This is a genomic window from Sorangium sp. So ce367 (genome assembly GCF_051520455.1).
GTDB classification, from domain to species: domain Bacteria; phylum Myxococcota_A; class Polyangia; order Polyangiales; family Polyangiaceae; genus Sorangium; species Sorangium cellulosum_B.
Map to the genome: position 1 here is coordinate 2,354,214 of NZ_CP150334.1, position 22,978 is coordinate 2,377,191.

Genomic DNA, 22,978 nt, shown 5'->3' on the forward strand with positions numbered 1-22,978 from the left:
CGAGCGCAGGCGCACTCCGCCGGAAGCCGTGCGTGAACGAGCTTGAACGAGCGTGAACGTGCGTGGAACGGCCGTGGAGTGCGTCGAGCGTGCGTCGGCGGCGGCAAGAATCCATGGCCGCGACCCGACGCGCGAGGCGGCGTGCGGCGGCGTGTGCACCGCGCGCTCCGGGACCAGCGACGCCAGCGCCACCAGACCAGGTTCCGCGCCGCCGCGCGTGGAGAAAGGGGGATCCGGCTTGCGCGCGCTATGGTAGCTTGGCCCAGGATGTCTCCCGACGGTCTCGCGACGGCGGAAGGAGATCTGGAGCGGACGCCGTTCGCTCATCTTTTCGTCTATGCCGTCGAGCATCGGCTGACCGGCGCGCTCATCCTGGTGGAGCCCACGGGCGCCGAGCACACGCTGCGGATCGTCCGGGGGAACCCCGTGAAGATCCGTCCGAGCGACGGGTACGCACGGTTCGGGGAGATCCTGCTCGAGGAGGGGGTGATCACCGCCGAGATCCTGGCGGAGGCGCTCGCGACAAGGGGCCTCCTGGGGGACGTGCTGCTGCTGTCGGGGTGCGTCGACGCCACGACCATCGACTGGCTTGCCCAGGTCCAGTTCGTGCGGCGGATGATGCGCCTGTTCGATCTGCCTCCGGCGACGAAGTACCGCTACTTCGACGGCCTCGACGCGCTGGCCGAGTGGGGGGGAGATCCCGCGAAGGTCGATCCCCTCGCGCTCCTCTGGGCGGGGCTGCGCGAGCACGGCGAGCGCTCGACGCGCCTCCAGCGGACCCTGGAGCGGATCGGGGCCGTGCCCCTCCGCCTGCACCCCGCCATCGAGCCCGGCCGCTTCGGCTTCCGCGAGGGCGAGCTCGCGGTGATCGAGGCGCTGGAGAGCTCCACGCCCACGCTCGCCGCGCTCCTCCGATCCGGGGTCGCGCCGGAGCCGACCGTGCGCAAGCTCATCTACGCCCTGGCGATCACCCGCTACCTTGATTTCGGGACAGGCGTGCCCGTGGGCGCGGAGCTCTCGTCGAGCGTGCCGCCCGCCAGCGCGGCGAGCCTGTCGCTCGGGCGTGTGCAGCTGCGCGCGACCGTCCATCGCGTGGGCGCGGCCGCGCCCGATCCGGCCGGCGACGGGGAGCGCGCGCCGGTGCTCGCTCGCGGTCGCCGCCGAGATCGCCCATCCTCGGAGCCGTCGCCCATCTCGACCGTCGCCGGCGCGTCACCGCTCAGCGGAGGCTCGCTCTCCGCGGCGGTGGCCGCCGAGCTCGCCAGCGCCGCCGGGCTCGACGTCGGCCGCGCGGCGAGCGAGCCGTCCGAGACCGACAGGGATCGCGAACCGTGGGGATCGCTCGCTCCGACCGACGAGGGTGCCGTCGGCGGTCCGCCGCGTCCCGAGGACCCCTGAGGCGAGCGACCCGCTATATAGGCCGCCGCGATGCCTGCGCCCGCGCGACGCCTGCTCCCCGCTCAGGTCCACCTCCCCTCCGGCGGCGTGGCGCGCCTGTCGGACGCCGCCGCGCGCGCTCGCGCTTCGTCCGTCTTCGGCGCTCCCGCAGGCCGCGGCGGCGGCGAGCGCGCATCCATCGGCAGGTGCGCGCTCGACGTCCAGGTCCTCGCGGGCCCGTCGGTCCTGGCCGACGCGCGCGGCGCGCCGCTGGATCCTCTCGGCCTCCCGCTCACCGACGCCCATGTCCTGCGCGCGCTCCTCGCGTCTGCCGGCATCGTGCCCGAGGACCCAGGCGCCTACACCTGCGAGAACTGCAGCGCTCCGTTCGAGGTCGCTCCGTCGGGCCTGCTGGAGATCGGGCCGTTCACCGATGGCGAGCTCCACGATCCCGAGCTCGATCGCCCGTTCGACTTCCGCGTGTCGCACCCGATCCCGGCGCTGCGCGTGGGTCGCGCCGTCTGCCGCGCCGTGCGGCTCGTGGAGCGCACCGTCGAGGAGGCGATGCCGCTCCTCCGCCTGCCCGACGACGGCGTCCTGCGCGTCACGCCGTCGCTGGTGGTGGCCATGGGGATCGCGGCGCTCGGCCGCGAGCGCCGCGCGCCGGTGATCGCCGACGCGCTCGCCAGCGCTCCCGACGAGGCGTGGGCGGCGATCGTCGACCTCTACCACGAGGCGCGCTACCCCGCGCGGCTCCTCGCCGTTTACCGCTGCCAGGGCTGCGGCGCCCGCAACGATCTCGACGTGCCGCTCGAGCGGGAGCTCGCGCGCGCCCCGCTGCGCGCTGCTGGAGTGGACGGAGCGGACACGGACGAGCTCGGGGAGCCCCGCTCGACGAGGGCAGGGACGAGGGCTCGCGCGAGCGCCTCGAGCGCCTTTCCGGATCTCGATGGCTTCGAGGCGCGCGTCCGCGCCGCGGCCGGGCGCATCTACGAGGCACGCGGCGTGCGGAACATCGATCTCTTCATCGACGCAGGCGTGCCGGCCTGCGACGACGGAGGCGAGCCGCTGCTCGGCTGCTACACGCCCGGGACACCCGCGGATGCGCTCGGGATCGCCCATCCTCCGGAGATCCGGATCTTCTACCGGACGTTCCGGTCGGAAGCCCGCGAGGATCCTGGCTTCGACATCGACGCGGAGATCGAGGAGACGATCGACCACGAGGTGACACATCACCTGCACCATCTGGCTGGCAGCGATCCGCTCGACGACGAGGAGCACGAGCAGATCGCGCGCGAGGAGCTGCGCCGGGTGGGCCACGCCGAGGCGGTGCGGCGCGCCCGGCGCGGCGCCCTGTCGGACGTCGCCGGCTTCGTACGCGCGACGTGGCCGGCCTGGCTGATCGCGGCCGTCGGAACGGCCCTCGCGTGGTGCGCGGGCGGACGCTGACGTCCGGCGCCGCGCGGGACGAGCACGCCGTGTGCCCGCCGCTTTCTTCGAAGCGGGAGGATGAGCTGTCATACTGCCGGGACAGCAAGAAGACGTGCCGGGGAATACCGGCTCCTCGAGCGCGCTGTGCTCTTGCCGAGGATCGTGAAGACGAAGAGCTCGCCGGCCCGCACGGCCGGATCCACCAAAGCGCCACGACCAGCCAAGCGGGGTGGCGGTGCGCAGAACCGCCGGGGAAGTCCGGATGCAGTCGAGAAGCGCCGGGCCGCGCGCCGGTTCAACGAGCTGCTCCTGGGCGGCGGGGGCCGCGCCGGAGACGGCCGTACAGAGCGCCGGCGCCGGCGCCTGCTCGCCGAGCTGGCCGAGGGTGTCGCGCGGCGAGGCAAGCGTACGCTCAAGCCGATCGACGTGCTGTCGCGCGTCGAGGAGCTCCTTGAGCTGGGCGAGCCGCTCGCCTCGATCCGCAAGGCGTACCCGCCCCCGCCTCCGGTCGAGGTGACCGCCGAGCTCGTGGAGGGCCTGAGGCACCTCCATCGCGCCTACGGTTTCTCTGCGGACGTGTACCGGTTCGTCGGGCTCGACGCGCACGCGCTGCGGAAGGCCGGGGTGCTGCGGGGCGGCGAGCGCGGAGGTGAACGCGGGGACGAGCGCGGCGTGTCCACCGAGGCAGCGCGCCGCGGGGCAGCTTGACCTTGCCTGCCGGCGCGGGGATAACCCGCTCCGATGCGCGCGAGAACGCTGAAGCTCCCCCTCGGCGCGGCCGCCATGGCGGTCGTGTGCGCTGCGTCGACCGGCCTGTCGCTTCGCGCTGAAGCCCAGCCAGCGGCCGCCGCTGATGCCCCGGTGGCGCGCGTCGGCGACGCGGCGATCACGGCGTCGGAGGTCGAGCGCAGGCTCGCGCAGGTCCCGCCGTTTCAGCTCCAGACCTTCGGGCGTACCCCGGAAGAGATCCGGAAGAACTTCGTCAACCAGGTCCTCGTGCGTGAGCTGCTCCTCGCCCAGGGGGCCGCCGCGCAGAAGCTCACGGAGCGCGCCGACGTGCAGGATCGCGTGCGCGGCGTCCTGCGCTCCGCGCTGCTGCAGCGGATCCAGGCGGAGGCGGCGGCGAGCTCCCCGGTGACGGACGAGGAGGTCCGCGCCTACTACGAGGCCCACCGTGACAGGTTCAGCTCCCCGGCGATGGTGGCGCTCTGGCGCATCCTCGTCGCGACGCGCGCGGAGGCCGAGGCGATCCTGGCCGAGCTGAAGAAGGACCCGTCACCCCAGCGTTTCAAGGAGATCGCGCGCGAGAAATCGCTCGACAAGGCGACGGGCATGCGCGGCGGCGATCTCGGCTTCGTGGCGTCCGATGGCGCGACGTCCGAGCCGGGGCTGAAGGTCGACCCGGGGCTCGTCTCGGCTGCCGCCGGGGTGAAAGACGCGGAGCTCGTGCCCGAGCCCGTGCCCGAGGGCGATGGCTTCGCTGTGCTGTGGCGGCGCCAGAGCAGGAAACCCGTGAGCCGCTCGCTCGAGCAGGAGGCGCCGTCCATCCGTCAGATCCTCGCGCACGGCAAGGCGGAGGCGCAGGTGAAGCAGCTCCTCGAGCGCCTGCGAGCGCAGGACGTCTCCGGTCACGCCCCCGAGCTCGTGGACCTCATCGACATCACCTCGACGGGCGATCTGCAGCCGAAGAGGCGCCCGGGCACCCTCGCGAGCGGTCGGCGTCCGGGCGCGCCTCCGCCCTCGCCCATGCCGCGCCACGACATGCGCTGAGGCTGCTGGCGCGCACGGATGGGCGCTCGACACCCGCGGGGGCAGCGCCGCCGAGGGCGACACCCCCGAGGGCGCTGAACGGCGTGTCAGCTGAAGGCGACGGCGAGCGCGATGGCGGCGAAGCCGGAGGCGATGGTGAGCGCGAGCGCGGCGATGCTCCCGGCGCGTCGAGCGCGCTCCGCCGCGTCGGGGTGGAGCGCGTAGACGCCCAGGAGCAGCGCCATGGACGCCTTGCCCGGTACCCGGAGCGAGGCGGAGAGGACCTGCTCGGCTCCCTTGGTGCCGCCCGTGATGAGCATGGCCAGCGCGCCGAGCGGGCCGGCCATGAGATCCCAGCCGCACGCGTAGAGCCCGAAGCGGAGCGCGCGCCGGCGCTCTGGCCGCGCGCCCTGGCGCCGTGCCCCGAGGTCGAGCGCGGCGCCGTGCAAGGTGTGCGCGAGCACCATCCACACGGTGACCGCCGGAACGCCGATCGCGAGCCACTGGAGGGCGCTCGCGCGTGCGGCCGGGTTGCGAGCCAGCTCCAGCGTAAGGCTCGGCAGCGCCAGCGCGACGAGGGGCAGGAGCGCGGCGATCATCGACAGGATCGCGAGCGTCTCCGCCAGCAGGGCGAAGCGCATGGCCGCGGGGAGCGCGCCGTCGGGGATCGTCGCGAAGAACGTCTCGGCTCCCAGCGTGGTCGCCCTCGAGGTGGCCCAGAGCCGCGACCAGACCCCGCCGCTCGGGCGCTCCCACGGGACGATCGCGACGACCCCCGAGCCCTCGTCGCTCGCCGCGGAGCACCCGGCGCAGTCGGGCTGTCCGCAGCACGCGCAGAGCACCGCCGCGGGGACATCGAACGTCTCGTCGTCCCGCGAGGGCTCACGGCGTACGCTGGCAGATCGCTTGGCCATTGCGCACCTTCGAGCAGCGGACAAAGGCCACTCCCATCAAGGTTACGTCGCACGGGCGAGCCTGTCGACCCGAGATGCCACCGGCCACGCGCTCCTCAGTGCCTCAGTGCAGCACCTCGTTGCCCCGCCGCCGCTGCCCCGTGGGGAGGTCGTCGATCCTTCCTCCGAAGAACGCGGCGGTGAACAGCGCGAGCAGCGCGATCGCCCCGGTCGCGTACAGCCCGTAGCCCCACGTGAAGCGGACGGGACGGAGCAGCGTGCTGCCCGGCGTGAACATCAGGCGCATCGCGACGGTGACGAGGGCGATCGCGGCGAGGAAAGCGACGGCCACGCGGGCGCCGCGCATCTTGTGGATCGATCTCCGGGTCAGCGCGAGCGGGATCATCACGAAGAACGCGACCGCCGGGGCCCACATCCAGCCGAGCCGTCGCGCGAGCCCGAAGCCGCTGAGGTCGCGGAGCTCGGGGGCCGTCTCGTGGATCCACGGCGCGAAGAACGCCGCGAGCCCGAGGAGCGCGAGCGCGAGCAGGGCGCCCCGGCCGCGCCCGGCGTAGGTCCACGGGAGCGGTTCCATGTGCGGCGGGAGCGGCTCGTCAGGCTCTTCTTGGAGCGCGTCGTACGAGGGGGGAAGCTTCGCGAGCGCCTCCAGCCGGAGGCCGCAGGCGGGGCAAGTGGACGCCTCTTTCGCCTCGAACATCTCCCGGCAGAAGGGGCAGGCGTGAAGCCCGGTCATCGAGGCGGGAGGATAGCGCACGGCGAACGGCGCGCGCGGCGGACGCTGCGCGGGGCGGGGGCTGCATTCCGGGGTTCCACCAGGGCGGGGCTTAGCCCATAGTTGCGTCCCATGGGCAAGCGTGATCGGCTCTCGGACGATGAGATCGCCGGGTTCGTCGCTGCTCACCCGGGTTGGGTGCGAGCGGGCGAGCAGATCGAGCGGAGCTACTCGTTTCCGGATTACGGGACCGGCGTGGGCTTCGTGATGCAGATCGCCCTCCTGGCCGAGCGGCGCGATCATCACCCGGAGATCGCGCTGTCGTGGGGCAAGGTGCGGGTCGCGTGGTCCACGCATGACGCTGGCGGTCTGACCGCGCTCGACCTGGAGCTGGCCGAGCTGACCGACCGCTTGAGCGCGGGCTGACGCTGCGCGTGGGCAAGGTGCTGGGGATGCTCCCGAGCGAGCTGCTGCAACGTCTGGATCTGGGGCTGGAGGGGGACCTGCCGCACCTCGAGGAGGCGCTGACGCATCCGAGCTTCTCGAACGAGCAGCGAGGCGGCCGGCGCGTGGACAACCAGCGCCTCGAGTTCCTGGGGGACGCCGTGCTCGGCCTGTGCGTGACGGAGCTCCTCATGGAGCGCTTTCCGGGGGCGAGGGAGGGGGAGCTCTCGATGATGCGCTCGGCCCTGGTCAACACGGACGCGCTGGCGGCGTGGGCGCGAGGGATCGAGCTCGGCGCTGCGCTTCGGGTCGGGCGCGGCGCGGAGGTCGCCGGGGAGCGCGACCAGACGAACGTGCTCGCCGACGCCACCGAGGCGCTCGTCGCGGCCCTGTACCTCGATCGCGGCTTCGAGAGCGCGCGGGCGCTGAGCCGGAAGATCGCCGCGAGCCCGCTCGCGCAGCTCGCGAGCGGCAGCCTGCTCGGGCGTGACGCGAAGAGCGAGCTGCAGGAGCGCGTGCAGGCGCGCGGCGCTGCGTCGCCGCGCTACCGTCTGATGGGCACGGAGGGGCCCGACCACGACCGCGCGTTCCTCGTCGCCGTCGAGGTCGACGGCCAGGTCATCGGCACCGGCCGGGGCCGGTCGAAGAAGCTTGCGGAGCAGGCGGCCGCGCGCGCCGCGCTCCTCTCCTGCGCCGCGCCGGAGCCTGCGGCCGCCGCATGCGATGGACGGGCAGTCGCCGAGGCCCTGCAAGGTGCGCCCGAGGGCAGGGGGGGCCCGCCATCGGGCGAGGCGTCCTCCGAGCAAACCGTGAACGACCGAGGACCCAGTCGATGATCCGTCACCTGATGCTTGCTTTCACCTTCGCGCTCTGCTCGCTCTTCGTCGCGCTGCCGGCCTGGGCCGGGAGCTACCTGGACAGGGCGAGCCTGCTGCTCGACGAGGCGCGCAGGGAGGGCGACATGCTCCTGCCGCGGACCCATGACAAGGAGCTCGTCATGGTGGTGCATGCGCTCGCGGAAGCGCGCGCCCTGGTGGCGCGCAAGATGGAGTGCCCTAGCTCCGTCTCCAAGGCGCACCCGCACCTCCTGCTCGTGCTCGAGAACAGCGAGCGCGCCGCCGACGCGGCGGCTCAGGGCAACTTCAAGAAGTTCATGGAGCACCTCACCGTGGCGCGGAACGAGGACCGCGCATTCCGTGCGCTCCTCGCCGAGCTCGGCTACGCGCTGCCCGATCTGAGCTCGAAGCGCTGAGGAGCGCAGCGAGCCGCGTCCGCTCGAAGCGGGTCTGCGCCGGGGGCCCGCGGCGAGCGTCCCCGGCGAAGCGGGTCTCAGAACATCGCGCCGAGATCGATCCCGAGGGTCCACTGCGACCCGAGCCCGGCGAACTTGTTCTCGCCGTCGATCTCGTTCGCCGCGCCCTGGTTCGCGTCCTCGGGGCTCACGATGTCGGTGATGAAGTGCGCGCCGAGCTTGACCATCTGGAACCGCAGCTGCGCGCCGAAATGGAGCCGGTGGCGGTTCATGCGCACGGCGTCGAACACCACGGTGTTGTTGAAGTCGGCCTGGGAGCCGCCCTCGCACACCGGCTGGCCGTCGTGGGGGAGCGGGTTGCCGTCCTGACCCTGCACCGGGTTGACAGGCGAGTTCGCTCCGCGGAAGTTGCAGAAGTTCACGGCGTCGGTGTTCGGGGTGAGATCGATGAGCCCCGAGTCTCCGAAGATCCGGAGCCACTGGTAGCCGGCGTAGGGGGTGATCACGACCGTGCCGGCGATCGGCAGGGGCTTCGAGATCACTGCGTCGGCGCCGGCCACGGTCAGCTGGAACTCCTCGGTCCCGGTGACGCTCCGGACGCTGCCGCCGACGGCGAGCTCCGGGAGGATCGCGGGGAGCCCTCGGCGGAACCCCTCGAACAGCGACCAGCGCACGTCGGCGCCCGCGCTGACGAGGCTTGTGTTGGCGAGGAACCCGACGGCGCCGGTGAGCTCGAACCCGAACGGAAAACCCTTGCGGACCTTGAGGGAGTAGTGCTGCAGGAAGGAGTCCGGGCTCCGGTTCTCGATGGAGAAGTTCTTGCTGGTCGGATCCTGCGGCCCCTGCGTGCCCTGCTTCCAATAATCGGCGTCGCTGTCAATCTTCGTGTAGTTGGCCTCGATGCCGATCTCGAACCCGCCGTAGCCCGTGGTCCGCGCCGAGTGCATCGCCGAGGGCGCCACCGCGAAGCCGTACTGCGCGATGAGCTTGGCGAACGCAGCGTCGTCGGTCAGGCAGCGTTGATAACGGGAAGCGGGGTTGTAGTAGAGGCCACCCTCCGGCCCTGTGATGCGGCAGGGCACGGCGGCGCCGCCGAGGCTCGGCTCCGGGTCGCGCACGAGCCGCGCGAGCGCCGGATCCATGGCGTCGGCGGCCGCGAGCGAGGACGACGCCACTCCTGCGAGGGCAATAGCCGAAGCGATCCAGCACGATGCGCGCATTCCGTGTCTCCGAGGCGGGAGGCTACGTGTCCGCTCGTACAGCCGTCAAGCGAACAGAGGGGCCTCCGTCCGTTCGGTTCGCGTTTTCCGCGCGACCGCGTGGGCCGGCTATCTGTCGAGGCGGCGCTGGCGAGCCAGGCAGGCCGCGCGCGCGATCCCTCGCTCGGGGGTTGCGGCGCGCGGTCGCGTCGCGGAAAGAGAGGGCGTGCTCAACGATGGTCGCCCCCGGCTCCGTGCGGCGCCGCTCGATCCGCCGTTCCGGATCGTGCTGGTGGAGCCGGAGATCCCGCAGAACACAGGCAACATCGCGCGGCTCGCCGCTGCGACGCAGAGCCCCTTGCATCTGCTCGGGAGGCTGGGGTTCCGCATCGACGAGCGGAGTGTCCGCCGCGCGGGGCTTGACTACTGGCACCTGGTCACGCTCGAGCAGCAGCTCGACATCGCCCACTTTCGCCACCATCACCCGAACGCTCGGCTCCGCCTCTTCAGCGCGGTGGCTCCGCGGAGCTACCTCGACGCGGACTTCCGGCCAGGCGACGCGCTGGTGTTCGGCAAGGAGAGCGTGGGCCTCGACCCCGAGCTCCTCGCACGGATGCCGGACGACGTCTTCGGCATTCCCACGCTGGGTCCCGTGCGCTCCCTCAACCTGGCCAACGCGGTCTCCATCGTCCTGTACGAGGCGCTCCGCCAGGTGGGCGCGCTCGCCAGCGCCGCTCCGGGGTGACGGCGCGTGCGCGCAGGCGCGCGCAACCTCCGGCAAGAGCGCGCTCCGCCGCGGCGTCACCCAGGGGCCGGCGGCCGCGCGCCGTGGACGTCGGCGACGCGTCGTTCTAAGGAGAGGGCCGCATGGTCATGCACCGGCAACCCGCGCGACAGGACGCCCGACGGCCGGCCGCGCGCCTCGTCCGGGCCGGCGTGGCGGTCGCGCTCTCGGTCGTGGCGCTCGCCTCCGCCGGATGCAGCAGGCGGCCTCCGAGCGGCACGCCCGACGGCGCCGTCCGGGAGCTGGTCGCTCGCCTGCGCCAGCTGCACGGCGACCCGGCTGACGCCAAGGCCGCCTTCGAGCTCCTGTCGCGCCGCGCTCGAGACAACCTCGCGTCGCGCGCGCAGCGCTACAGCGCCGCGACCGGCAAGGCGATCGCGCCCGAGGCGATGATCACGCCGTCCCGCTTCCTCTTGCGCTTCGAGCCGCAGCGCTACACCGCCCAGATCGCCGGCGCCCACGCCCTCGTGGACATCGCCGGCCTGCTCCCGGGAGAGCGCGTCCAGGTGCCCTGCGTCTACGAGGACGCGGGGTGGCGCGTCGATGTGGCGCTGCCCCCGCTCCCGCCCGTGCAAAAGCGACCGGGCAGCGATCTCTGAACGCGCCCGGACCGATGGCGCACGGAATTTCCGGCCCACAAAAGCCCGGAGGCCGGCAGTGCCGGCCTCCATCGGCAGCGGCCGCAAGACCGCTAACCATCAGGTAACGCCTTAGTTGGCGAGAAAGATCGCCTCGATCTCGGTCTTCACCTGCTCTTCCGTCTGACCTCGGGCGATCGCGATCTCCTTCACGATCAGCGTCCGGGCGGTGTCGAGCATGCGGCGCTCACCGAACGAGAGCTGTTTGTCCGTCTTCAAGCGATAGAGGTCGCGTAGCACCTCGGCGACATCGTAAATAGAACCCGTCTTGATCTTGTCCATGAAGCCGCGGTACCGACGGTTCCAGGTCTGGTTGTCGAACGCGATGGTACGCTCGCGGAGGATGTCGAAAATTTCCCGGATTTCCTGTTCAGAAATGACCTGGCGAAGGCCGACCGCGCTCGCGTTGCTGACTGGAACCATGATCTTTCGATCCGTGTCCAAGATGCGGAGAACATAGAATCGCTGACGGTTGCCAGCGATGTCCTTCTCCTCGATGTTGACCACCTCGGCCACGCCTTGGGCCGGGTAGACGGCTTTGTCGCCCACCTTGAACTGGATCTCCGAACGAGCCTGCATATCGTCTCCTTTGCCTTCCACCCCGCCGTCCTTTTAGTTTTTCGTCTGCCTCCCGAAATCCCTTCGAGGGGCGTACGCTGCACATGCGGTTGAACCTGGACCCGCAGAACCGACACACACCGTCGCGCATTCCGAGAAAAATTCCGAGAAAAGAGCCATGAGCCGCCGCTCGAGACCGCTGCGCGAGAAGCAGCAACGCGAGCACCATCCATGACCCGCGAGAGGTCGGTGCTCTGGCGTGCACGGCGGAATCTTGACAAGCGGCGGTGGAAGCGGACGGTTGCGGGCGGAAGGGATTGAGGTTGGGGGAACGGCCCTCTTGAAAAAGGGCCGGTTTGCGCCAGGCGCGCGCACTCTAGTGAGCCGGCCGAGATAGGTCAACGAAAATCCCCGTGGGTGCGCCATCGTGGCGTGATCACTCTGGTTTTCCCTCGGGGTCGGGCGGGGTGACAGTGTATGCCGATGGATGCATCGGCGTGGGGGCGCGCCAGCTCACCCGCCTAGTTTAGGGCAGAGCAGGCCTCTCCGGGAGAGGTGGTGGACCTGACGTGGGTGAGATGACTCGAAAATGTGACGGACGCGACGGACCTCGGGCATTGCGTCCGTCCGGCCTTCAAACGAGCCGGAGTGCTCAGGCGGCGCTGAGGCGTTCGGCGAGCCCCCAGCGTACGCCGCGATCCGAAGCGACGAGATCGACAGGAGCTCCGGCGAGCCGCGAGGCCCACGCGAGGATCTCCTCGATGAGCACGCTGCCCGCCACGATGACGTCCGCGCGCGCTGGATCCAGCGCGCGCAGCTGCCTGCGCGCGGCGAGCGGCAGGGAAGCGAGGCGGGACGTGACGTCCACGATCTCTGCCCCGGATACCCGCGCGCCATGCACGCGGGCGCCGTCGTAGGGGGACACGTCGCGCACGAGCGCGGCGAGGGTCGTCACCGTGCCCGCGACGCCGACCAGGGTGGGCGCCGCGAGCTGGGGCACGGCTGGAAGCGTCGCCAGCGCCGCCCGGACGTCGGCGCGGACAGCCTCGAGGTCCGCGGCGGCCGGCGGATCCGTGCGCACGTGACGCTCGGTCAGGCGGACGCTCCCCACGTCGAGGCTCACCGCCTGCTCCACCGCGCCGTCGGCGCTGCCGACGATGATCTCCGTGCTGCCGCCGCCCACGTCGACAACGATCGTGGGACCGCGGGCCGGCAGGTCGAGCCCCGTCAGCGCGCCGGCGTACGTGAGCTCCGCCTCCTCCGGCCCGGAGATCACGCGCGGCGCGACGCCGATGAGCTCGCGGGCGCGGGCGATGAACGCCTCGCCGCCGGCGGCGTCGCGCATCGCGCTGGTGCCGACGGCGTCCACGCGCTCGACCCCCCGGGACCGGAGCTCCTCCCCGTAGCTGGCGAGGCAGGCGAGCGTGCGCTCCACGGCCTCGGGCGCGAGCGCGCGCGCCGCGTCGACCCCCTGGCCGAGCCGGGTGATGGTCGCGCGCTCGACGAGCGCGACGAGCTCACCCCCGCGGCGCTCGGCGACGAGCAGGAGGACCGAGTTCGTGCCGATGTCGATGGCCGCGACGCTCATGCCCCGAGCCTTACTGGGTGAGCGTCTTCAGGTCGAGCATCTCCTCGACGTTCGGCAGCACCACGAGCTCGCAGCGCCGGTTGGCCTGCTTGTTCTCCGGGGTGTCGTTGGGCTTCACCGGGTCGGTGTCACCGTAGCCGGATGCGCTCCACCGCTCGGGCTTGAGGCCGCCGCCGGCCTTGTCCTCGGGCTGGAGCAGGAACGCCAGCACCTCGCGGGCGCGCATCACGCTGAGCCCCCAGTTGTCCTTGAAGCGGCCGCCGGCGAGCGGCGCGTTGTCCGTATGCCCGGCGACCTGGAAGGAGCGCGCCGACAGGCCGGAGTCGTTGCGGATGACCTCGGCCACCTTGAGCAGGATCTCCTGACCCTCCTTCTTGAGCGTCTCCCGTCCCGAGTCGAAGAGGACGTCGCCGGGCAGCTGGATGACCATCCGGTTGTTGCGGACGGTCACGCTGAGCCCGAGCTTGGTGAGGGCCTGGAGCTTGTCCCGCAGGACCTCGAAGCGCTTCTTGATGTCCTCGAGCTGCTGGGCACGGCGGCGGAAGTCCTCGAGCGCGCGCGCCTGCTGCTCGAGGTTCGCGTTCAGGTTGGAGATGTCCACGCCTGCTGCCTTGAGCTGGGACTTGAGCTGCTCGATCCGGGCCGCCGCCTCGTCGAGCTCGCTCTTGGCCTTCTTGTTCTGCGCCTGCTCGGCGCTCAGCTGGGTCTTCAGGCCCTCGATCTCGCGGATCTTCGCCTGCATCTCCTCCTCCGAGTAGCCGCACCCGAGCGCCCCCGAGCCCGCAAGGAGCGTTGCGCCAAGCAACAACCACGACGTCGAGCGACGAACCAACATACCTTTCCTCCTAGAGCAGCCTAGAGCAGCGCGGCGCTCGGCCATGAGGGGCGCCGCGCAGGCGGCGCGACCGTAGCGAGGCGAATGGCGCCGCACAAGGCTCTCTAGAGCCTGCGCAACGCTGGAGCTCCGTGCGACCATGAGCGCTCCGGCGCCATTTGCGGCGCCGTGCAGGCGCGCGATCGCCAGGAAGGAGCGCAACGGGCCAAGACAGACATTCCGCCAACTGTCAACAAAAATCAGTCGTACGGTTCGGTCTGGTTGCTTCACCACGGCCTGCTCCGACGTTTACCCTCGCAACGCTTGCGGACCAGTTTGCCTGGAACACACGGGATACATCGGTTTAGGGCCCGCAAGATTTTCCTTGACCATCACCATGCGTGGCAATATACGTCGTGCAACATCTGTTGCCTCGGTAAGGAAACTGTAGCGGAGAGGACGTTCTGCGATGTCCGCCGTGCCGTGCCGGGGCGAATGCAGGAGGATTTCCAATGGCTGCTAAGAAGACCGCGAAGAAGCCTGCGAAGAAGGTGACGAAGTCGGCCAAGAAGCCGGCCGCCGCGAAGGCCGGTAAGGTCGCGAAGAAGCCGGCGCGGAAGGCAGCGAAGAAGGCCGCCCCGAAGCGCGCCGCCGCCAAGAAGACCCCGAAGCGCGCCGCCGCCAAGAAGCCGGCCGCGAAGAAGGCCGCTCCGAAGCGCAAGGCGAAGGCCGCCGGCAAGCGGGCGGCTGCGCCGAAGAAGGCGGCCGCTCCTCGAGGACGCGCCGCAGCCAAGCGCGCGCCGGCCAAGGGCGCGAGCACCCGCGGCGCGCGCAAGAGCACGCCGGCTCCTGCTCCTGCGAGCACCGGCCCGTCCGACGAGTCGGAATAAGGCGACACGGGAGCGCCTCGGTTCTTCCAACAGAACGAGGCGCAGCGAGCCGACCCGCCGGTTGCGACCAGATAATCCGCCTTACAAGACCATCGGGGGGTGAGGACGCCGCGGATCCGGACGCGTGGGTCCAGGCCGGAGGCGCGCGCGGGTGGACGATGTCCCCGCGGCGGCGCCGCCGCCTGCGGCCGAGGTGGCCGGCATCGACGTGCGGCGCTCTGCGCCCGTTTACCGGGGTGCCTGAGCGGCGGGTGGGGCGCGTGCGCCCCGCTCAGCGACGGCGGACTGGGAGGGGGCTTCCAGGATCTGCGAGCGGCGCTCGTGCCCCCGTCGCGCTCTGAGGATGCGGCGGCGCGGCCCGCGAGGGGCGCTCAGGTGCGCTCGCCGAGGTAGAGCCGGAGAGCGCGCGCGGCGCCCTTGCGATCGAACGGGACGCCAGCGAGGTCCTCGCGCTTCGAGATCTGCTCGAACAGCTTCATCAGGAACTCGAAGAACGCCTCGCACTCGCGGATGGCGGCGTCGAGCCGCTGCGGATCGAGGAGGTCGCTCTCCTCGAGCGCCGTCATCGCGGAGACGAACGCGTCGACGTGGGGGTAGTCGCCCACCCGGAGCAGCGGGTAGCCCATCGCCCGGAAATACGAGAGAAACTCGCGCACGAACGCGAAGCTCGCGATGCCGGTCCATCGATCGGGCGCCGGGCCGGTGTGGCGCGCCTTGCTCGCGAACGCCCGCGCGATCTGGGCGAACATCCACACGTCGCGTCGGAGGCGATCGCTCGTCGCGCGCCGCGCAGCCTGATCGTCGAAGACGCGGCCCTCCTCGAGCTTCGCGCCGAGCGACCTGCCGAGGAACAGGATCGCGTTCTGCAGCGCGGGGCGGAGGCCGTGCGAGACGGCGCGGAGGCGGACCCGATACTCGGACTCGCTCACCAGCGCGTCGGCGGGCGGGAGGTCGTGCTCGAAGGCGCGGCGCATCTCGAGCCGCAGGTTCGCGGCGAGCCCGGTCAGCGCGGCCTTCGTGGAGAGGAGGCGGTGCCCCTCGGCGGCGAGCTCGTCGTGGCGCGCGACGATGTCGCTCGCGGGCACGCGCAGCAGATCGCGCTCGAAGCTGTCCGCGAGCAGCGCGCCCGCCCGGCGCCGGAGGTAGTTCGAGAGCGCGCGGGCGTCGCTGCGCAGGACCGCGAGCACGAGGTACCCGCGCCCCGCCACGCGGTGATCCGAGTGATCGAGCGCGATGGCGTCGAGCAGGCGGAGGTACCTGAGCATCCTGAACAGCGCGAGGAACGTGAGCGCCACGAGCCGGTGCGCCTGCTCGCCGGGCACGCGGTGGATGAGCTCGAGCACCTGCGTCGACGGGATGCGATCGAACTCCGGGCGAAACTCGAGCGCGTGGAGCGGGTTGAAGAACGTGCTCTGGGCGATCTCGCGCATCGCCGTCGCGAGGTGGGCGTAGAAGAGCCTGAAGCTGACCCTCGGCAGCCGGAGCAGCCCGCCCGCGACCTCAATGAGGTTCGTGAAGCCGTGCCGAAGCACGAAGAGGCTCGACTCCGGCGACTCCTGCGCCATCGTCGCGTGGAGGAGGCGCGTGCGCGCCGTGTCCTCCGGGAGCACCGTCTCCAGGTAGCGCTGGAAGACGAAGGCGCGATCGCGATCGCCGAGCATGGTGCGCGTCAGCTGGACCACGCGCGCCATGCCGTCGCGGGCGTGCTGGAGGTGCTCGCGGAAATCGTGGCTGACGATCGTCTGGCGCCGCCCGGCGCCCGGGTGGTTCCGCGGGTTCGCGAAGCAGGCGACGCCCTTCAGGAGGATCTCGAGCTCGAAGAGCGTCTCGTCCTTCTTGTCGGCCGCGAGGCGCGCGAACCACGCCTCGCGCGCTTGCTGCTGCTCCCGCCTCAGGCCGCGCGTGTCGCGGAGCAGCTCGGCGTAGGCGTTGCGGCCGGGGTGGCCCGAGCCGCGCAGGATCCCCGAAGCGTCGCTCGACACTGACGTGCTCCTCGCAGGCGGCGCGCTGCTAGTAGTTGCGTCGCTTGAAGTCGAAGGGGTAGGTCAGCACGGTCTCCTTGCCGCTCGGCGAGCGCGCCCAGGTGATCGACTTCGCGAGCTCCTCCATGCAGGACTCGACCTGCGGCGCGGTCACGTCGCTCTTGTCGCGCACGATGCTCGCCTCCTCGAACGTCCCGTCGGGTTTCAGCTTGAGCTGCCACGTGATCCTGCCCTGCGCGCCCGGGTGCTTGCGGGCGTAGAGATCGAAGCAGCAGCGGAAGCCGTCGCGCCTCGCCTTGATCGCGTCGACGAGCGGCTGCAGGCGATCGCTCGATCCGGCGTCGGCGGAGGTCGTCGCGTTGTTCATCACGACCCCGCCGTCCGGCGGATCGTTCGTGATCTCGGAGGCGATGACCTTGCAGTCCTCGACGGTCTCGGGGGCCTTCTTGCGGCTGGCAGGCCGGTCCGGCTGCGCGGGCGCGGCGGCGCCCGGGTCCGCGGCGCCAGCGGCCGTGGCGCCCGGGTCCGCGACGCCAGGGGACGTCGGCTGCGAGGCAGGCGGCGGTGAAGCGCCGAGCGGCGCGCTGTCAGGCGGCGAAGGCGGCGGCGCGGCGCCGCTCGAGCAGGCCGCGAACAGGGCCGCGGCGAGGAGGACTCCGGTGAACACGGCGCTGGCGGTGGCGCAGGGACGCATGGCGCGCATACTAAACGGTTCGGCTGAGCGGAGGCGAGGCGCCTTGCGTTTTTCTCCCCTCGCGCCGGCAATCCGAGCTCTCCTCAGACGGCCGTCTTGAAGATCCCGCTGTGCTTCATCGCGGCTGCCGCCGTCGCCGCCCTCGCGCCGGCAGGCTGCGATCCCATCGCGGAGCCGCAGCTGTGCGGCCAGATCCCCCACGGAGGGTGCCCGGTCGGCCGGGGGGGCACCTGCGACGACGCCGCGTGTCGTGCGCTCTACGACTGCCTCGAGGGGGCCTGGACGGAGGCCGCGCGCTGCGATTCCGCCGGTGAGCCTGCCGGGGACAGGGATGCGGGCGCGGGTGGCGGCCCCGGCGCGTGCGAGGTCGTGACGCTCGATCGCAGCGGCGAGGCCGCGGGCTGCTCGCCCGCCCTGCAGCAGCCGGACTGCCCGGCGGATGCCGCGGAGACCTGCGTGGATACCGCGTGCTGGACCGGCTGCATCGACTTCTTCCTCTGCGCCGAGGAGGGGTGGAGAGCGATCGCCTACTGCGACGAGCAAGGGCGAGTGACCGTGGCGCCGTGAACGATCGGCTCGTCGGCGCCTGCCTTCGGCGCCGAGGAGAGACTTACGGGTAGCCCGTCAGCCGGCCCTGAGGAAGGGGCTCCACTCGTCGAACGAATGCGGCAAGCCGATCAGGATCTGCATCGTCGCTGACCACCGCGGCGGCAGAGGCTGGCGGATGAGCCGCATGCTGGCCTCGTCCGGCGTGCGCCAGCCCTTGCGGAGGTTGCACGTGCGGCACGCGGTCACGAGGTTCTCCCAGGTGTCCTCGCCGCCGCGCGACCGGGGGAGCACGTGGTCGATGTTGAGATCACGGACGGGCGGGCGGCGCGCACAGTATTGGCACTGGTGCGTGTCGCGGAGCATCACGTTCTTCCGCGTCAGCCGGATCGTCGGGCGCCGCATGCGGTCGTACCGGCGGAGGTGGAGGACGCGCGGCACGCGGAGCGAGCCGCCGACCACGGGGAGGCCGTCGTCCTTCTCGCGCACCGGCAAGCTCCGCCACGCCGAGAAATCGTGGAGATCGCCGACCTCGTCGACGGCGAGGGCGGCCCCGCCGAAGAGCAGCAGGAAAGCGCGACGCGCGGTCGTGATCTGCACAGGTTGGAAGAAGCGGTTCACCACGAGGACCGGGAGATCGAGCGGCTCGGTCCTACGCTCGCAGCGGAACCCCGAGAAACCGTCGCCGAGATCGAGCTCTTCGTGAGGAGAGCCCCCCGGGACTGTAGCTACCCCGTCCGGCACGCTGGGCAGTGTAGCAACGAAAGCTCGGGTGAACATCCGGCGCTGCACGGCGGCGTTTCTGCTGGATCTCTGCCATTGCCGTGCGGCGGATCCGGCGCGACGCCGCGCCCTGCGCCGTCAGGGCATCGCCTCGGACCCCCCGCGCCCGCCCTGTCGAAGCTCGGGCTGCGCGCCGGAGCCCGGACATCACGGGCCGGGCGCGCCGCGCTCGACGCTCCGCGCGGAGCGCTTTCGATCGGGCGCCGTATTCGCTAAGACGCGTCCATGTCGAGGGACGGTCGTCTCCTGGGTCGAGCCGCCGTGGTGGGGAAGCAGGTCGGATGACGGAGCAGCGCGAAGGGGTGGGGCCCGAGCGGGCGACCGGCGCGGAGCCCCTTGCCGGCTCGCCCTGGGATGATCCGATCGAGAGCGCGCCGCTCGTGTTCCTCGATCTCGAGATGACGGGCCTCCGCCCCGAGAGCGATCGCGTGATCGAGGTCTGCGCCGAGCGGACGCGGGGGGATGCGTGCGAGGACGCGATCACGTCGCTCGTGCGGCCCGAGCCTGGCGTGTTCGGCAACGCGCACGTGCACGGCATCGATCCGCGGGAGCTCGCGGGCGCGCCCACGTTCGCCGAGCTCTGCGATCGCATCGACCAGGTCACGGAGGGCGCGGTGCTCGTCGCGCACGCGGCCGCATGGGACGTGGCGTTCCTCGAGGCCGAGTTTGCGCGAGCGGGCAGGGCGAGGCGCCTCCCGTACTACCTCGACACGCTCGTCCTCTCCCGCCGGGCCTTCGCCCTGCCGAGCCACAGCCTCGCCTCCCTCTGCAGGGAGCTCGGCGTGCACCGCGAGCGCGCTCACCGCGCCGAAGACGACGTCCATGCCCTGCGCGCCGTGTTCCGCAAGATCGTGGAGGTCCTCGCGCCGCGGACGCCGCGCGATCTGTGGCACGTCCGGATCGGCGAGCGCCACGCCCGCCCGGCGCTGGTGGCAGCGGCGGTGCGCGCGGCCGAGCATGCCGCCATCGTGCGCGTGAGGTACCGTCCGGCGCGCCGGGGGCCGGAGGAGCTCGTCGTGTGCGTAACGGGGGTGCGAACGGACCTCGACCCACCCCGGGTTCTCGGCTATCTGCTCCCGTCGCGCAGCCGTCGCGAGCTACGGGCCGATCGCATCCTGGCGATCGAGCCGATTTCGCCGGGAGAGCTCGGGCCGGACGGTGTGCCGCAAAGGGCCTGAGATCCACGTGCGAATCCACTCGAACCGAACCTCGCCGACGAGAAGCTCCCTCGCCGTCCGCCTCGGCGGCCTCCTGACCGCGACCTTCCTCGCCTCGTGCTCGAGCATGATCGGCCCGGAGTCCGCCCGCCCGCCGGCGGCCGAGAAATGGCTCGCCCGCGCTCGACAGGAGTTCCAGTCCGCGGACGTCGAGAACGCGCGCGATGCGGTCTCGAGGGCGCTGACGATCGTCCCGACCGACACCGAGGCCCGGCTGCTCGCGGGGCGCATCGCGCTGGCCCGGCTCGATTACGCCGAGGCGCTGCGCCTCCTCAAGGGCGTCGCCGGCTCCGAGGCCGCAGGGCTCCGCGGGCGCGCGCTCTGGTACAAGGGCGATCTCGACGCCGCCGCCGACGAGCTCGAGGCGATGCTCGACGATCCCGATGTCGTCGACGAGTGGGCGAAGTCGATCGCCAAGCTGGCGAGGCGCGGCGCGGGGCGCGCGCCGTTCACGGTCTCGGGCGCGCTCCTCGCGGCGATCGAGATGCAGCACGTCAGCCCCGCGGCCCCGTTCTTCGTCGTCCCGCTCGAGATCGACGGCGAGTCGGCGCTCGCGATGGTGTCGACCGGCACGGGCGAGGTGGTCCTCGACAGCAGCACGCGCAAGGAGCCGAGCTGGGTCTCCCTCCGCTTCGGCAAGAAGCTCGAGATCAACGACGTGCCCGCCCTCACGCAGGACCTGTCGGGCGTCTCGAAGCAGATCGGCGCGCCGGTCAAGGCGCTGCTCGGGGTGAACCTGCTCCGCCGCCTCAACGCGACCATCGACTACAGCGGCTGGCAGTTCGTCGTGCGCAGCTTCTCCCCGCCGGCGCCGCCCGACGCGACGCGCGTCGACGTCGCCTTCATCAAGGGCGGCGGCATGGTGCTGCGGAGCAGCCTCGGCCCCGACAAGTCGGTGCAGGGGCCGCTGCTCATCGACACGTCGATGACGTTCCCGATCGCGCTCGACAAGGAAGGCTGGAAGAAGGCCGGCTTCGAGGCCGATGGGTTGAAGGGGGTCGAGCAGGATCCAGAGCAGAAGCTGAAGCAGGGCGTCGTGCCGATGCTGCGGCTGGGCGCGCTGGAGATCCCCAAGGTCCCGGGCGTGTACGGGGCGCCGCTCCAGGCGGTCGAGAAGCAGCTCCAGCTCGATCTGGACGGCGTGATCGGGGCGGGGCTGCTCGCCTACTTCCGTGTCACCTTCGGCGACGGCGGTCGGCTCATGTGGATCGAGGACGACACCGCGGTGAACAAGGTGCTCCGGGGCAGCGCGCCGGCGCCCGTCAACGAAGGGCAGGCTCCCGCCGCGCCGCCAGCAGAGGGCGCCGGTCCAGCAGGCGCGCCCGGCTCACCTGCGCCCCAGGGGCCCGCACTCCAGCCGCCGCTGACCCCCCCCGCGGCCGCTCCGAAGTCGGCTCCGCCTGCGGCCGCTCCGAAGTCGGCGCCGCCCGCGGGCGCTCCCAAGCGGACGCCGGACCAGTGAGCGTGATGTCCAAGGATCTGTTGGCAGTTTACGCGGGGAGCTTCGATCCGATCACGTTCGGTCACCTCGACCTGATCCAGCGGGCGTCCAAGCTGTTCGGTGAGGTGATCATCGCCGTCGGCCGGCATCCGACGAAGCACCCGCTGTTCACGTACTCGGAGCGGCTGGAGCTGCTGCGCCAGACCACGAGCGAGGTGACGAACGCGCGGATCGACTCGTTCGAGGGGCTCCTCATCCAGTACTGCCAGCGCGTCGGCGCGCGGGTGATCGTCCGCGGCCTGCGCGCGGCGACCGACTTCGAGTACGAGCTGCAGATCGCCCACGCGAACGCGGACATGCTCCCCGGCGTCGATACGGTCTTCTTGCCGACGCGCACCCACTACGGCTTCGTCTCCGCGTCGCTCGTGCGCGAGATCGCGAGCCACGGCGGCGATGTCAGCCACTACGCGCCCGCCGCCGTCTGCGACGCGCTCCGGGCGAAGTTCGGCGCCGCGAAACCCTGAGCGCCCGCGCGCTCAGTAGGTGCCGAACGGGGTCGGCATCAGCAGCAACACGAACAGGAGCAGCGTCACCACCGCGATCACCTTGCGCGCCGGCGACAGCTCGCCGGCCTCCGTGGGAGGGTGCTCCCGCCCACCCACGTGCAACATCAGGTGGACCAGGCCGAACCAGGTGAGCCACGGCATCCCGTTCGCGACCGCGGAGATGAGCGCGTCGGACAGCCCCTCCGCGATGAAGTGCCGCGTGAAATAGGCGACGTTGCCTACGAAGAGCGCGAGCATCAGCCAGTGCGCGGCGCGGCTGTAGCGGTCCTGATCTTTGCCGAACAACGCGTACGCGACGTGCCCTCCGTCGAGCTGGCCGACGGGAAAGAGGTTGAACGCCGTGATGAGCAGCCCGGCCCACCCCGCCATCGCCGTGGGGCCGAGGAAGACGTCATGGGTCTCGGGGATCGGGCCGACCGCGAGCCGCCTCAGCAGGAGATACAGGAGGCTGCGCCCCTCCTGCAGCGCAGGTCCGGAGCTCGCGTGCACGTCCGAGTGCATGAGGCCCACGAAGAGGACGGGGAGCGCCACCGCGAGGCCGGCCAGCGGGCCGGAGGCGCCGATGTCGAGCAGCGCGTTCCGCGACTTGATCCTGCCCTTCATCGAGATCACCGCGCCCATCGTGCCGAGCGGGCTGACCACAGGGAGCGGGATGAAGTAGGGGAGCGACGCCTCCACCCCATGCGCGCGCGCCGCGAAGTAGTGCCCGAACTCGTGCGCCAGCAGGATCGACAGGAACGGCACCGCGAACGGCCACGTCTGCGGCAGCGCCTTCACGAACGAGAGCGCGCTGTCGTCGTCCGGCGTGATCGGGGTCCAGAGGGTGCCGGCGACGAACACCGAGACGACCGTCAGGCAGAAGAGCGCGAGGTTCTTCTGCCATCGCAGCGGGGGCGGGTGCGAAGCGGCTGCTGCGCTCGGCTCTGCGGAGCTCGTCGCCGCAGGCGCCAGTTCGGCGTCGAGGTCGAGCGTGCTCGGGGTGGAGGATCGACGGTCGTCGGTCATGCGGCGCCTAGCGTGGCCGCCTCCTCGTCGCGGCTCAAGCGATCCACGCGCGCCTGCGTTCAGGGCGGGCAGCGAGCCGCGCTCTGGAAGCGCACACCGCGCTGCTGGGCGGCGCGCGACCCTGCGGTGGCGGTGTGCTGCTCGTCTGGCCCCGGGACCCTCGACCACGTCCGCAGCAGGCTCGACAAGGTCTGCGCGCACACCGATGACTTTGCGCGTCATCTGGCTGCGCCACGGTCCTCCTGTGGCGTCGGCCCGGTCGGTGGAAACGGTCGCGCCGGAGCGCTGCGCTGCAGCGGGGTGCGCGATGTGGCCGCCCGATGGTACGGGCGCGAACCTCTCCTGGCTGCGCGCAGCTGGCCAGCGCGCTCTTCTGCGCCGCCGTCGCGTCCGT

At 71.6% G+C, this 22,978-nt stretch carries 24 protein-coding genes; 14 read left to right on the forward strand and 10 right to left on the reverse strand.

Translation table 11 applies throughout. From position 1 onward, the window contains the following. Nucleotides 1-267 precede the first annotated feature (267 nt). From WME97_RS09020 to WME97_RS09035, 4 genes are all read left to right on the forward strand, one after another. Entirely contained in the window at nt 268-1,398 is a 1,131-nt protein-coding gene (locus tag WME97_RS09020) for a hypothetical protein (protein ID WP_437551176.1), read from the forward strand. Nucleotides 1,399-1,428: 30 nt separating this feature from the next. Then, nucleotides 1,429-2,826 (forward strand): metallopeptidase family protein, encoded by a 1,398-nt coding sequence (locus tag WME97_RS09025; RefSeq protein WP_437551178.1) that lies wholly within the window; start codon nt 1,429-1,431, stop codon nt 2,824-2,826. Nucleotides 2,827-2,970: 144 nt separating this feature from the next. Next, nucleotides 2,971-3,516, forward strand: a complete 546-nt coding sequence (locus WME97_RS09030) for a hypothetical protein (protein WP_437551180.1) — start codon at nt 2,971-2,973, stop codon at nt 3,514-3,516. A gap of 33 nt (nt 3,517-3,549) precedes the next feature. Next, nucleotides 3,550-4,578, forward strand: coding sequence for a peptidylprolyl isomerase (locus WME97_RS09035; protein ID WP_437551182.1), 1,029 nt, complete (start codon nt 3,550-3,552; stop codon nt 4,576-4,578). 86 nt (nt 4,579-4,664) lie between these two features. Here WME97_RS09035 and WME97_RS09040 read toward each other — a convergent pair whose 3' ends face one another. Further along, complete coding sequence (locus WME97_RS09040; RefSeq protein ID WP_437551184.1) at nt 4,665-5,471, reverse strand: hypothetical protein; 807 nt, start codon at nt 5,469-5,471, stop codon at nt 4,665-4,667. Between the two features lie 103 nt (nt 5,472-5,574). Continuing rightward, nucleotides 5,575-6,204 carry a hypothetical protein gene (locus tag WME97_RS09045; protein ID WP_437551186.1) on the reverse strand — a complete coding sequence of 210 codons (630 nt, stop codon included), beginning with the start codon at nt 6,202-6,204 and terminating at the stop codon, nt 5,575-5,577. A 111-nt stretch (nt 6,205-6,315) separates the two neighbouring features. Here WME97_RS09045 and WME97_RS09050 point away from each other — a divergent pair, with 111 nt between their 5' ends. Genes WME97_RS09050 through WME97_RS09060 form a run of 3 tightly spaced genes read left to right on the forward strand, consistent with a single transcriptional unit; the run spans nt 6,316 to nt 7,879 of the window. Beyond that, nucleotides 6,316-6,609, forward strand: coding sequence for a 4a-hydroxytetrahydrobiopterin dehydratase (locus WME97_RS09050; protein WP_437298751.1), 294 nt, complete (start codon nt 6,316-6,318; stop codon nt 6,607-6,609). 8 nt (nt 6,610-6,617) lie between these two features. Further along, nucleotides 6,618-7,463 carry a ribonuclease III gene (gene rnc, locus WME97_RS09055; RefSeq protein WP_437551188.1) on the forward strand — a complete coding sequence of 282 codons (846 nt, stop codon included), beginning with the start codon at nt 6,618-6,620 and terminating at the stop codon, nt 7,461-7,463. After that, a complete protein-coding gene (locus WME97_RS09060) occupies nt 7,460-7,879 on the forward strand; it encodes a hypothetical protein (protein WP_012234335.1) in 420 nt (139 codons plus the stop codon). Before rnc ends, WME97_RS09060 begins: the two co-directional genes overlap by 4 nt. A 77-nt stretch (nt 7,880-7,956) precedes the next feature. On the opposite strand, the gene WME97_RS09065 is transcribed toward WME97_RS09060, so the two are convergent. After that, on the reverse strand, nt 7,957-9,054 hold the full coding sequence (locus WME97_RS09065) for a hypothetical protein (protein ID WP_437551189.1): 1,098 nt from the start codon (nt 9,052-9,054) through the stop codon (nt 7,957-7,959). Between the two features lie 250 nt (nt 9,055-9,304). Between WME97_RS09065 and WME97_RS09070 the strand changes: the two genes are divergently transcribed. Beyond that, nucleotides 9,305-9,823 carry a tRNA (cytidine(34)-2'-O)-methyltransferase gene (locus tag WME97_RS09070; RefSeq protein WP_044968101.1) on the forward strand — a complete coding sequence of 173 codons (519 nt, stop codon included), beginning with the start codon at nt 9,305-9,307 and terminating at the stop codon, nt 9,821-9,823. Nucleotides 9,824-9,945: 122 nt separating this feature from the next. Continuing rightward, nucleotides 9,946-10,461 carry a hypothetical protein gene (locus WME97_RS09075; protein WP_437551191.1) on the forward strand — a complete coding sequence of 172 codons (516 nt, stop codon included), beginning with the start codon at nt 9,946-9,948 and terminating at the stop codon, nt 10,459-10,461. Between the two features lie 111 nt (nt 10,462-10,572). On the opposite strand, the gene WME97_RS09080 is transcribed toward WME97_RS09075, so the two are convergent. From WME97_RS09080 to WME97_RS09090, 3 genes are all read right to left on the reverse strand, one after another. Continuing rightward, entirely contained in the window at nt 10,573-11,079 is a 507-nt protein-coding gene (locus WME97_RS09080) for a CarD family transcriptional regulator (protein WP_012234339.1), read from the reverse strand. A 631-nt stretch (nt 11,080-11,710) separates the two neighbouring features. Next, the gene (locus WME97_RS09085; protein ID WP_437551193.1) at nt 11,711-12,646 is read right to left on the reverse strand and encodes a Ppx/GppA phosphatase family protein; all 936 of its coding nucleotides are present in this window, start codon (nt 12,644-12,646) and stop codon (nt 11,711-11,713) included. 10 nt (nt 12,647-12,656) lie between these two features. After that, a complete protein-coding gene (locus tag WME97_RS09090) occupies nt 12,657-13,481 on the reverse strand; it encodes an OmpA family protein (protein ID WP_437298758.1) in 825 nt (274 codons plus the stop codon). 491 nt (nt 13,482-13,972) lie between these two features. Here WME97_RS09090 and WME97_RS09095 point away from each other — a divergent pair, with 491 nt between their 5' ends. Beyond that, the gene (locus tag WME97_RS09095; RefSeq protein ID WP_012234342.1) at nt 13,973-14,350 is read left to right on the forward strand and encodes a hypothetical protein; all 378 of its coding nucleotides are present in this window, start codon (nt 13,973-13,975) and stop codon (nt 14,348-14,350) included. 371 nt (nt 14,351-14,721) lie between these two features. Here WME97_RS09095 and WME97_RS09100 read toward each other — a convergent pair whose 3' ends face one another. Both WME97_RS09100 and WME97_RS09105 read right to left on the reverse strand, forming a co-directional pair. After that, nucleotides 14,722-16,332 carry a hypothetical protein gene (locus WME97_RS09100; protein WP_437551195.1) on the reverse strand — a complete coding sequence of 537 codons (1,611 nt, stop codon included), beginning with the start codon at nt 16,330-16,332 and terminating at the stop codon, nt 14,722-14,724. 28 nt (nt 16,333-16,360) lie between these two features. Then, nucleotides 16,361-17,026 carry an AgmX/PglI C-terminal domain-containing protein gene (locus WME97_RS09105; RefSeq protein ID WP_437551197.1) on the reverse strand — a complete coding sequence of 222 codons (666 nt, stop codon included), beginning with the start codon at nt 17,024-17,026 and terminating at the stop codon, nt 16,361-16,363. 96 nt (nt 17,027-17,122) lie between these two features. Between WME97_RS09105 and WME97_RS09110 the strand changes: the two genes are divergently transcribed. After that, nucleotides 17,123-17,593, forward strand: coding sequence for a hypothetical protein (locus WME97_RS09110; protein WP_437551199.1), 471 nt, complete (start codon nt 17,123-17,125; stop codon nt 17,591-17,593). A gap of 57 nt (nt 17,594-17,650) precedes the next feature. On the opposite strand, the gene WME97_RS09115 is transcribed toward WME97_RS09110, so the two are convergent. Next, nucleotides 17,651-18,352 (reverse strand): HNH endonuclease, encoded by a 702-nt coding sequence (locus WME97_RS09115; RefSeq protein WP_437551201.1) that lies wholly within the window; start codon nt 18,350-18,352, stop codon nt 17,651-17,653. Between the two features lie 284 nt (nt 18,353-18,636). Between WME97_RS09115 and WME97_RS09120 the strand changes: the two genes are divergently transcribed. The 3 genes from WME97_RS09120 to coaD are packed head-to-tail and all read left to right on the forward strand — an operon-like array spanning nt 18,637 to nt 21,537. Then, a complete protein-coding gene (locus tag WME97_RS09120) occupies nt 18,637-19,533 on the forward strand; it encodes a 3'-5' exonuclease (RefSeq protein ID WP_437551203.1) in 897 nt (298 codons plus the stop codon). Between the two features lie 7 nt (nt 19,534-19,540). Next, nucleotides 19,541-21,034 carry a tetratricopeptide repeat protein gene (locus tag WME97_RS09125; RefSeq protein ID WP_437551204.1) on the forward strand — a complete coding sequence of 498 codons (1,494 nt, stop codon included), beginning with the start codon at nt 19,541-19,543 and terminating at the stop codon, nt 21,032-21,034. A 5-nt stretch (nt 21,035-21,039) separates the two neighbouring features. Beyond that, nucleotides 21,040-21,537 (forward strand): pantetheine-phosphate adenylyltransferase, encoded by a 498-nt coding sequence (coaD, locus tag WME97_RS09130; RefSeq protein WP_012234349.1) that lies wholly within the window; start codon nt 21,040-21,042, stop codon nt 21,535-21,537. Between the two features lie 12 nt (nt 21,538-21,549). Here the strand turns inward: coaD and WME97_RS09135 are convergent, their stop codons facing one another. After that, on the reverse strand, nt 21,550-22,584 hold the full coding sequence (locus tag WME97_RS09135; protein ID WP_437551206.1) for a site-2 protease family protein: 1,035 nt from the start codon (nt 22,582-22,584) through the stop codon (nt 21,550-21,552). Between the last annotated feature and the right edge of the window lie 394 nt (nt 22,585-22,978).